A 9050-nucleotide genomic window follows, 5' to 3' on the forward strand; every position below is an offset into this window, starting at 1 on the left:
GCCTGGGCCCCGCCCCGGAGATCGCAGCCCTCACCCTCGTTGCCGCACCCCGTTAGCCGGAGATTGAAGCCAAGCTTGATATTTCCGATATTGCTGTTTACTGTGAGGACGTGTCTACCGCACCGTCTTCCCTCCTTGTCCCGGAATTCGCCTTCTCCCGACCCGCGGTCCCGGGTGCGCGGCGCGGTGGGCTGACGGCGGCTCCGGCGGCCCGGCCTGCGTCGGCGGTGCCGGTGTTGCTGGTGGTCTCCGAGTCGGCCGAGGTGCGGTTGGCGGTGGCTCGGGAAGTGGGGGAGGGGTGCCGCGTGGTGGCGGCGCTGGGGGCCACGTCGGCCGACCGGCGGTTGGACGTGGGTGTGGACGTCGATGGGCTGGTGCTGGACCTCGACGCGGATCGTCGCGTCGTGAGCGATTTCCTCTGCCGTCTGGTGGACCGGGGCTTTAGCGGTCCACGCATTCTCCTGTCCTCCGGTTTCCGCCCTGAAGCCAGCGCCACCTTCCGGGCCTCCAGCCATACCCACTTCGCACTCGGCCGGCCCTGGCGCTCCGGTGAGTTGCGATCGCTCCTGGAGCTGGTCCTTGGGGTCTCCCACCTCGCTGAATCGTCAGGCTGTCCGTGACACCCGTCCCGCGCCGCTGACCGAGCGGGTCGCGGATGCGGGCCACGGACTCTTCACCGGCATCGCCGGGGCGTCCGCGGGCGCCGCGCGCAGCGCGTACGTGGCGCTCTTGCTGCTGGCCGGCGGCATGGCCCGCTGTGCGACGGGTCGCTCCCGGGAAGGCCTGCCCCAGCTCAAGCGCGGCCTGTTCCGCGTGGCGCAGGTGCCCGTGGACCTGGTGCTGATGCTGGGCGGGCGCGTGCTCAGCGCGGTGCAGGTGGTGTCCGGCCTGGAGCCCGTGGGCCGCCGGCTGACGGACGCGGAGGTGACGCGGCTCAAGCCCATCTTCGGCGACAGCCTGGACTTCCGCTGCGTGCGCGTGAAGGAAGGCGCCCTGGGCCTGCTGGGCCTGCCGGGCCGCGCGTTCGCCCACGGCGACATCCTCTTCATCCCCCCCGGCTACGGCGCGGTGGGCTTCCGGCTGCTGGTGCATGAGCTGACGCACGTGTGGCAGCACCAGCACGGCGGCACGGGCTACCTGAGCGGCGCGCTGGCGGCCCAGTACCTGGGTGACGGCTACGACTGGCGCAAGGCCGTGGGACACCGCCGGTGGGCGGAGCTGAACGCGGAGCAGCAGGCCCAGTTCATCGAGGACGCCGCCGACGCGCAGCTCATCCCCCACGTGGGCAAGCCCACCCCCCAGCAGCGGCTGCGCGGCTGGAGCGACGCCGCCCTGTGCCTGCTGGACGAGGCCCTGGACTCCCTCTACGCCGGACGGGGCGCCCCTTGATCCGGAGCCCCTCGCCATGACGCCGCCTGCCTCCCGCCCCGGAGGCACGCCCGAGGGTCGCTGCGTGCAGGCCGTCACGTGGCGCCGCCTGGAGTCTCCGGGCACCGAGCACTGCGAGCTGTGGGAGTCCTCCGCCGGCCCTCTCCTCACGGGCACCGTGGTGCTGGTGAGCGAGGGCCTGCCGCTGCTCGTGCGCTACACCGTGTCGTGCGATCCAGACTGGCACACGCGCGAGGCGCGGCTCGTCCTGCACCAGGGCGGCACGCGGCGCACGATGGTGCTCCAGGTGGATGACCATCAGCGCTGGTGGCGCGACGGCCGCGAACTGCCGGAGCTGCGCGGGTGCGTGGACGTGGACTTGAGCGTCACCCCGTCCACCAACACCCTGCCCATCCGCCGGCTGGGGCTGGAGGTGGGCCAGGCCCGCGACGTGACGGCCGCGTGGGTGCGCCTGCCGGACCTGTCCCTGGAGCGGCTGGAGCAGCGCTACACCCGGCTGTCGGCGTCGCTCTACCGCTACGAGAGCGCGGGCGGCGCCTTCGTCGCGGAGGTGGACACCGACGCCCAGGGGCTCGTCACGCACTACCCGCCGGGCTGGGAACGCGTGGCCACCTCCGAGGGTTGAGTCCCGGCCGCGGCCCTGGCTCCGCGCTGGAGCTCACTTCGTGACGGCTTCGCGGGGACACCGGCGCAACCCGGACGGCCCCCTCGCGGACAATCCCTCATGCATTTCCGGAAGTGCATGCCGGCATGTCAGTAGATGTGCGCACCGGAGGCAGAAGACGGGGTTCTCCCTGGGGGCGGGGGATTGCGGGGACTACCTGTCATATAGGAATGGGCCCGGGTGACGTGCTGGGTTATATATCGACCCATGAACCGTTCCGGATGCAGAGGGGCCGCGAGCCTGGGGCCACCCCGCCGGACGTCACGTGCAAGGTTGATGTGGTGAAAACCCACCCCCGAGGTCCTATCGCTTCCGGCCGCGCCCGCAAGAAGCGCCCCAGGGCGCCTGCGTCCGCCGCCGCGCTGTCGCGACGGCAGTTGGAGCGCAAGCTGGCGGTCAGTGTGGGCGCGGCGGCCCGGGCCGCTCGGCTGCGGGCCGGACTGACGCAGGCGGATGTGGCGGACCGCGTCGGCATCGCGTCGGAGGTCTACGGCCGGCTGGAGCGGGGCAAGATGATGCCCAGCGTCCCCACGCTGTTCCGGCTGTGCCTGGCGCTGCAGTTGTCCGCGGACGCGTCGCTGGGGCTGGCGGTTGCGGCGGCGGCGGGCGCGGGGCTGTGGGAAGAGGACTCCACGGACAAAGATGACCTGCCGGAGATGCGCCGCCTGCTGCGCTCCCTGCGCCGGCTGCCGCGCCCCCAGCTCAAGCTGATGAGCCTGGTGGCCAGCGCCATCCTCCCGACGCGCCGCTGACGGCCCGTCAGCGCGCCGCCGGGCCCCGGGACGCGTCCTGGCCCGGCTCCGTCACCTTCCAGACCCAACCGGAGGGGGTGGGGTCGCGGTGCGTGGTGTTCACGTCCACCGCGTACACGTCCAGGGTGTGTTCGCCCACGCCCAGGTCCTTCAGGCGCCAGGGGGATTCGCAGGGGATGTAGAGGCTGCCGTCGAGCGAGCACCAGAACACGGGCTTCAGCGTCGTGGCGGTGAAGACGAACTGGGCTTCCCGGGAGTGCGTGGCCCCGGGAGGGCCCTCGTCGATGAAGGTGTCCGGCCCCCGGTTCCCCGCTCGCGCGAGCGACGGTGGAAACAGCAGCGGCATCAGCACCAGGGCCAGCAGCAGGGATGCGAGCACACCGTGGGGCAGATACCGCAGGGACGGCGGGGGAATCATGGCCGGGACTCCGAGGCTCGGGCGCGCGACACCCTGGTCCTCCGACGCCTCCGGGCCCGGATCGCGACGCACGGCGGCGGCCTCGTTGGACGGGGGCGTGTCATGGAGTCCAGGGATCAGGAAAGGGACGACTTCCTGGAGGGTGGGGATTGCGCCGAAATGGGGCGCCCCGTCCGGAGGGCGGGGACGGGCATCCACGGCGCGACGGGAGTCCTTTGCCAAGTGTCCGCCAGAGGAAGGATGCGCGGATTGTGGACAACCCCCGAGCCAAGAGGTTCGCGGCGATCACGGTGGGGCGCTTGTCAGGGCGGACATCCCCTGGCCTCATGGGCACTGGCCGGGTTTTGACTTCACGTACGACGAGCTCCACCGCCCATGACCGTAGGCCCATGCCCGTAGGAACGTGGAGCGAGACCCGTCGCATCGGTGCGGTCGCGCTGGTGCTGGCCCTCCTGTTGCCGGCCCTCCCCGCGCGCGCGGTGCCGGCAGGGCCCCGGCCTGGGGCCGGCGCCACCGTGGAGGCGGAGAACCCCGGCAGTGTGCGCCTGGGGGACACGCTGGACGCGGGCCTGCCCGTCCAGGAGGAGAACCTCACCACCGGCTCCGGGCCTTCGGGCATGGACGCGCCGTGGATTGAAGGGCAGGGCTCCCCGGACGGCGGCGCGGGCACCGTGGCGAAGGAGGCGGAGCTCCAGCGCACCGACGCGGGCTGGGCGGTGGAGGCCGGCGGTGCCCCCGACGGCGGGCCCGCGCTGGCCGCCTTCGTGCCCCCCGCGCTGGTGGGGGACTCCCCCGCGCCATACCCGCCCCGGCTGGTGGGCGAGGGCGTGGCCGGCACGGTGAAGCTGGAGCTGCTGGTGGACGAGGCGGGCGAGGTGGACACCGCCATGCTGGTGGAGGGCGTGCACCCGCTGCTCAACGAAGCCGCGCTGCACGCTGCGCCCCTCTTGCGCTTCTCCCCGGCCCTGATGGAGGGCAAGCCCGTCGCGGTGCGGCTGTTCTTCGAATACCGCTTCGAGGCCCCCATGCCGGTGGCCACCAGCGCGGATGGCGGCACCGAAGGCACCCGGATCCAGGGCCCCATCACCCTCAAGGGCCTGGTGCGCGCCAAGGGCAACCGCACGCCGCTCATCGGCGCCACGCTGGTGTCGGACGCCGCGCCGGACTTCCCGGTGCAGACGGATGAGCACGGCCGCTTCGAGGCGCGCTTCCCCACGGGTGGCCAGGCGGTGCGCGTGTTCGCCCCGGGCCACAAGCCGGGCCTCTACCGCGAGGCCCTGAAGGGCACCGAGTCGCTGGAGGTCGTGTACGGCCTGGAACCGCTCGTCTTGAACCCCTACGAGACGGTGGTGCGAGGCGACCGTGAGCGCACGGAGGTCAGCCGCATCACGCTGCGCGACGCGGAGCTGCGGGAGGTGCCCGGCACCATGGGCGACCCCTTCCGCGTCGTCATGCTGCTGCCGGGCGTGGGCAGCATGCTGTCCGGCGTGGCCTACCCGGTGGTGCGCGGCAGCCAGCCCGCGTCCACGGGCTACTTCCTGGATGGCATCCGCATCCCCATCCTCTTCCACCTGTTCCTGGGCCCCGCGGTCATCCACCCGGATTTCCTGGACGCCATCGACTTCTATCCGGGCACGCCGCCGCCGCAGTACGGCCGGCTGATGGGCGGCGCCATCGACGGACGCCTCACCCGGCCGCGCGACGACCGGGTGCACGGCAGCGCGTACGCGGACTTCATCAACGCGGGCTTCTTCATCGAGACGCCCTTCAAGTCCACCGGCACCAACGTCAGCCTCGCGGGCCGCTATTCCTATACGCCGTGGCTCATCGCGCTCGCGGCCAACAGCCTCCAGGACCCGGCGCCGCCGGGCCGCACCAACCCCAAGGTGGTGCTCGACTTCTGGGATTACCAGGCCCGCGTGGAGCAGGACGTAGGCGAAGGCAAGCTGCGGCTGTTTGCCTTTGGCTCGTCGGACACCTTCGGTTCGGAGGCGCAGGACGCGCTGGGCGACACCGCGCTGCAATCCATCATCTTCCACCGCGTGGACCTGCGGGGGCGCTACCCCGTGGGCAAGGGCGAGTTCGAGGTGGGCGGCACGTGGGGCCTGGACCGCTTCTCCGTCGTGTCCCGCGGGCCGGACAACGGCGATGAAATCTACATCGACCAGAGCACGCTGTCGGGACGCGTGGGCTACAGCGTGCCCCTGTCGGAGCGTCTGTTGTTGCGCACGGGCGCGGACGTGGACCACAAGCGCGCCATCGTGGACATCATCAGCCTGGAGGGCGGCGAGGAGGTGGAGGAGGATAGCATCCACGCGCCCGTGGCGCTGGCCACCTTCGCCGGTGCGTACGCGGAGGCGGTGTGGACGCCGAACCCGAAGTGGACGGTGGTGCCCGGCCTGCGCCTGGACAGCTACCACCTGTCCGGCGGGTTCGACCACAAGGTCATCGAGCCGCGCCTCACGGTGCGCCACAAGCTCACCGACACCGTGACGCTCAAGGGCGGCGCGGGCATCTTCCACCAGCCGCCCACCACCCTCATCAGCCTGCCGGTGGTGGACGTGGGCAGTCTGGTGTTGGGCCTCCAGGAAGGCGTGCAGATGTCCGTGGGCGCGGAGTGGAAGGCCTTCAGCAAGTGGGAGGTGGGGCTGGATTTCTATGTGAACCCCATGCTGCGCACCATCGAGCTGACGCCCTTCTCCGACGAGGGCCTGGGCGACGACCTGGACACCGGCGATCCTTCTGAACCCGACCTGCCTCCGGGCGGGGGCGGCATCAACCCGTATGGCTTTCGCCGGGTGCGCGCCCGGCAGATCAACGTGGATGATCCGCCGGTCAGCCGCGACGACTGGGACCTGCCGGACTTCGAAAGCCACGGGCTGGCGTATGGCATGGAGCTGCTCATCCGCTACCCGCTGGGGAACAACTGGTTCGGGTGGCTCTCCTACAGCCTTCAGCGCAGCACGCGGCGCACCACGTTCTTCCGCTACGACGCCACGGGGAAGGCCATCTCCGAGGACCAGGCCGACCTGCCCTTCGCCTTCGACCAGACACACATCCTGAACCTGGTGGTCAGTCACAAGTTCTCCAACAACATCACCCTGGGGGGCGTGCTCCACTTCAACACCGGACGTCCCGAGTACGGCACCCTGGGCAGCCAGACGATGCGCGAGGGCACCGACAGCGACGGCCGCCCCACGTGGGTGCGGGTGGATCGCGATCAGGTGGACCGGCTGCCGCCCTTCTTCCGCTTCGATGTGCGCCTGTCCAAGGCCTGGGCCTACGAAACCTTCACCCTGGAGGCCTACCTGGACATGCTCAACGTCACCCTCAACCAGGAGACCCTGGGCTTCGAATACGAGGGCGGGGGCTACAGCCGGCAGCCTTTGACCAAGAATTCCGTGGGGTTACCCATCGCCCTGCCCATCATCGGCGTCAAAGGCCGGTACTGAACCGCCCTGGCAGGTAGGCCCAATGCTCAGGGGTGAGCAGTTTTTCGCCCACCCTGCACTCCAGGGCCGATCCACAAGTGCCTGAATGTGTCAGTATTCCGCGAGACGCGGGTTTTTCACGCCTGCCCGGCACCGTCGCCAGGGCTGAGGCAAGGCCCGAAGCGTCGGGGGGAGTACGATGATGGGTTTGTCCTGGGGGCCGGGTATGGCCTCGGCGTGGGAATTGCCCGCCGACAACGAGACGCCCTGCATCCTCCTGGAGCCCTTGCATGGGGAGACGGGCGAGGTGCTCGACTTCCGGTGGACGTCCATGAACGTCCCGGCCGAGGGTTGGGTGCGTTCCCTGGAGCTGGGCCGGCACCTTTCGTTGTGGACGCTGGAAGGCGTCGTGCTGGTGGATGTGATGGCGTGCGTGCGGGTGCTGATGCGCGGCGTGCCGCACGTGGGCCAGGTGCCGGGGGATGCGGCGGGCCGTCAGTACGTGGTGGTGCGCCACGGTGAAGGCCTGGCGCTGTGGCTGTTGCCGCGCGACGAGGGACGGGCCTCCGACGCGCAGCAGGCGGCCCGCGAGCGCAACGCCCGGCGCGAGGTGGAGGAGGCGCTGGCGCGCACGGAGCAGACGGTGAGCGCGTTGCGCGAGGCGGAGGAGCGCTACCGGCTGGCGACGCGGGCCACGCACGACGTGTTGTGGGATTGGCACTTCGGCACCGACCGCGTGAGATGGGACCCGGGGACGGGGGATGCGTTTGGCCATGCGACGGCGGTGCTGGACCACCAGCTAGGCTGGTGGGGCGCGCGCGTGCATGACGACGACCGCTTTCGCGTGGTGGACAAGTTGGTGGACTTCGTCGCGTCCACCGGAGACGTGTGGAAGGACGAGTACCGGTTCCAGCGCGCGGATGGCAGTTGGGCGCATGTGTTGGACCGGGGCGTGCTGGCGCGCGACGACGAAGGGCGCCCGGTGCGAATGATTGGTTCGATGATGGACGTCACCGAGCGCACGCGCGAACTGGCGTCCATGGTGGAGGAGGCGCGCTTCCGCGAGCGCTTCATCGGCATCCTCGGGCATGACCTGCGAAACCCGCTCAACGCCATCGTGTTGTCGGCGCGGGCGCAGAAGCGGCGGGGCCCCCTGGAGTGCACGCCGGAGCAACACCGGCAGCACGCGCAGCGCATCGAGTCCTCCGCGACGCGCATGGGCAACATGATCGCGGACCTGCTGGATTTGACGCGGGCCCGGCTGGCCGGCGGCATTCCCCTGCGCAAGGGCCCCATGGACCTGGGGGTGGTGTGTCAGCAGGTGGTGGACGAATTGTCGGCGGCCTACCCGGAGCGCGCCATCGCGGTGGATGTGGACGGGAAGGCCGAAGGCGAGTGGGACGCGGAGCGCCTGGCCCAGGTGTTGAGCAACCTGGTGGGCAACGCGCTGGAGCATGGGACGCCGGAGGCGCCGGTGTTCCTGCGCTGCTGGGCGAAGGGCGACCATCAGGTGCTGGAGGTGCAGAACCCCGGCACGCCCATTCCCGAGGAACTGCGGGAGCGGCTGTTCGATCCGTTCCGGCAGGGTGAAGGGGAGCGCGAGCAGAGCCGGCGCAACGCGGGGTTGGGCCTGGGGCTGTTCATCGTGAAGGAGATCGTCCAGGCGCACGGGGGCATCGTGGAGGTGGCTTCGTCGGAGAAGGACGGCACCACGTTCACGGTGAAGCTGCCCCGGCCGCCGCGTCCGAAGGTGAAGGCGAAGGCGTCGCGGGGTCGCACGCGAACCGCCTGAGCTTTTGGAAGGGGTGAGCGTTCACCGCCATGCGGTGAACGCGTGAGCGTCCTTTGTCTCACGCACTGCGTGTTGGGCGAAGGACCGAAGGGGATGGGTCGGGAGTGCAGGGACACTGCTCGCCTTGCGCAGGCGCGTTTACCGATTGATCAGGCCGTACGGCTCGTGCGGCCACCCACGCGGAGGCAGTCCCCCATGCACGTCAGTCCCCCTCGCATCCCCTCGTCTTGTTCTTCCCGTTGGCTGTCCTTGCTGCTCGCCACCGCGCTGACCGGCTGTGGAGCGCCCCTGGTGGCGGACGAGCAGGCAGACGCTCCCGCACACGCCATGGATGCGATCATCTCCGCGAACGGGCTCTCCACCAATGGCTTGTCAACCAACGGCCTTTCCACGAATGGCCTTTCCACGAATGGCCTTTCCACGAATGGCTTGTCGACGAATGGCCTGTCCACGAATGGGTTCCGCACGTGGTTCACGGCGGACCCCGCGTCGGCGGACATGGTGATGCGCTACGTGGTGCAGTGCTCGATGGCGGCGGGGAAGCAGTTGACGTACCAGTCGCCCACGACGGGGGCGAACTACACGTGGAAGGGGAGTCTGGGAT

Annotated in this window: 7 protein-coding genes; 6 read left to right on the top strand and 1 reads right to left on the bottom strand. The window is 70.3% G+C overall.

What is annotated here, in order from left to right; translation table 11 throughout:
• The first annotated feature begins 233 nt into the window (after nucleotides 1-233).
• The 4 genes from D7V88_RS34960 (at nucleotide 234) to D7V88_RS34975 (ending at nucleotide 2805) form a co-directional block, all read left to right on the top strand.
• On the top strand, nucleotides 234-620 hold the full coding sequence (locus D7V88_RS34960) for a hypothetical protein (RefSeq protein ID WP_244238561.1): 387 nt from the start codon (nucleotides 234-236) through the stop codon (nucleotides 618-620).
• The gene (locus tag D7V88_RS34965; RefSeq protein ID WP_120544938.1) at nucleotides 580-1389 is read left to right on the top strand and encodes an eCIS core domain-containing protein; all 810 of its coding nucleotides are present in this window, start codon (nucleotides 580-582) and stop codon (nucleotides 1387-1389) included. The genes D7V88_RS34960 and D7V88_RS34965 overlap by 41 nt, the downstream gene beginning before the upstream one ends.
• A gap of 16 nt (nucleotides 1390-1405) precedes the next feature.
• A complete protein-coding gene (locus tag D7V88_RS34970; RefSeq protein WP_120544939.1) occupies nucleotides 1406-2014 on the top strand; it encodes a putative glycolipid-binding domain-containing protein in 609 nt (202 codons plus the stop codon).
• Nucleotides 2015-2334: 320 nt separating this feature from the next.
• The gene (locus D7V88_RS34975) at nucleotides 2335-2805 is read left to right on the top strand and encodes a helix-turn-helix transcriptional regulator (protein WP_324291337.1); all 471 of its coding nucleotides are present in this window, start codon (nucleotides 2335-2337) and stop codon (nucleotides 2803-2805) included.
• A 7-nt stretch (nucleotides 2806-2812) separates the two neighbouring features.
• Here the strand turns inward: D7V88_RS34975 and D7V88_RS34980 are convergent, their stop codons facing one another.
• The gene (locus D7V88_RS34980; RefSeq protein WP_120544940.1) at nucleotides 2813-3223 is read right to left on the bottom strand and encodes a hypothetical protein; all 411 of its coding nucleotides are present in this window, start codon (nucleotides 3221-3223) and stop codon (nucleotides 2813-2815) included.
• 617 nt (nucleotides 3224-3840) lie between these two features.
• On the opposite strand from D7V88_RS34980, the gene D7V88_RS34985 reads away from it, so the two are divergent.
• Together D7V88_RS34985 and D7V88_RS44795 are read left to right on the top strand one after the other, a co-directional pair.
• Nucleotides 3841-6675 (top strand): TonB-dependent receptor domain-containing protein, encoded by a 2835-nt coding sequence (locus tag D7V88_RS34985; protein WP_120544942.1) that lies wholly within the window; start codon nucleotides 3841-3843, stop codon nucleotides 6673-6675.
• A gap of 205 nt (nucleotides 6676-6880) precedes the next feature.
• Nucleotides 6881-8446 (top strand): sensor histidine kinase, encoded by a 1566-nt coding sequence (locus D7V88_RS44795; RefSeq protein ID WP_244238562.1) that lies wholly within the window; start codon nucleotides 6881-6883, stop codon nucleotides 8444-8446.
• Nucleotides 8447-9050: the final 604 nt, after the last annotated feature.

This window comes from Corallococcus terminator (assembly GCF_003611635.1).
Taxonomy (GTDB): Bacteria; Myxococcota; Myxococcia; order Myxococcales; family Myxococcaceae; genus Corallococcus; species Corallococcus terminator.

Excerpts from the sequence above, each read along its gene's own strand:
- D7V88_RS34970 (WP_120544939.1), top strand. The coding sequence starts at position 1,406 with ATGACGCCGCCTGCCTCCCGCCCCGGAGGCACGCCCGAGGGTCGCTGC.
- D7V88_RS34980 (WP_120544940.1), bottom strand. The coding sequence starts at position 3,223 with ATGATTCCCCCGCCGTCCCTGCGGTATCTGCCCCACGGTGTGCTCGCA.
- D7V88_RS34985 (WP_120544942.1), top strand. The coding sequence starts at position 3,841 with ATGGACGCGCCGTGGATTGAAGGGCAGGGCTCCCCGGACGGCGGCGCG.
- D7V88_RS44795 (WP_244238562.1), top strand. The coding sequence starts at position 6,881 with ATGGCCTCGGCGTGGGAATTGCCCGCCGACAACGAGACGCCCTGCATC.